Origin of the sequence: Colwellia marinimaniae (genome assembly GCF_002207865.1) — a bacterium.
GTDB lineage: Bacteria > Pseudomonadota > Gammaproteobacteria > Enterobacterales > Alteromonadaceae > Colwellia > Colwellia marinimaniae.
Genome location: NZ_BDQM01000129.1, coordinates 1 through 450, shown reverse-complemented (window position 1 = coordinate 450; position 450 = coordinate 1). Strand labels below are relative to the sequence as shown.

The following is a 450-nucleotide window of genomic DNA, read 5'->3' as shown; positions in this document are numbered from 1 at the left end:
GATCTCCAGCGAGATCAGCATAAAGAGTAAATTTCGGCGGCTAAGTAAGCCGAACAGGCCAATAGCGAACAGCACGCCACTTAGCGCCAGTATCCAAGTGATCTCTATCATATGTGTTCACCTCGGGTTTGCTTGTTCGTCTGTGCCTGATTCGGTTCAATTTCGGCGAGGGTGAATTCGCTAGAACCTAAGCTTGGTGCCCGCTCTGCTTCAGTATCTGGGTTTTCGGCTAAATTGATCGAATTGGGTGATACTGGACGCGGCGTGCTGCCTTGCTTGGTGATGTCGTTGACACCGACGTCTGGAGTGAATTCGGTTGAACCTGACTTGTGTATCGGCTTAGCTTTAGTATCCGGCTTATTGCCTTGTTTGGTGATATGGATGGCGCTGACAAGCGCGGCCAGCAGCATGATGGCAGCTAACACGACCAGAACCCGATAGGAGCCAAAA

Annotated in this window: 1 protein-coding gene and 1 pseudogene; both read right to left on the bottom strand. The window is 50.9% G+C overall.

The window, feature by feature from the left end:
- Nucleotides 1-111: NADH-quinone oxidoreductase subunit K (locus MTCD1_RS18525; protein WP_200818635.1), on the bottom strand; the 111-nt coding region annotated here is incomplete at its 3' end.
- Nucleotides 108-450: pseudogene (locus tag MTCD1_RS21885) on the bottom strand (hypothetical protein); the annotation flags it as partial. The gene MTCD1_RS18525 and the pseudogene MTCD1_RS21885, both read right to left, overlap by 4 nt.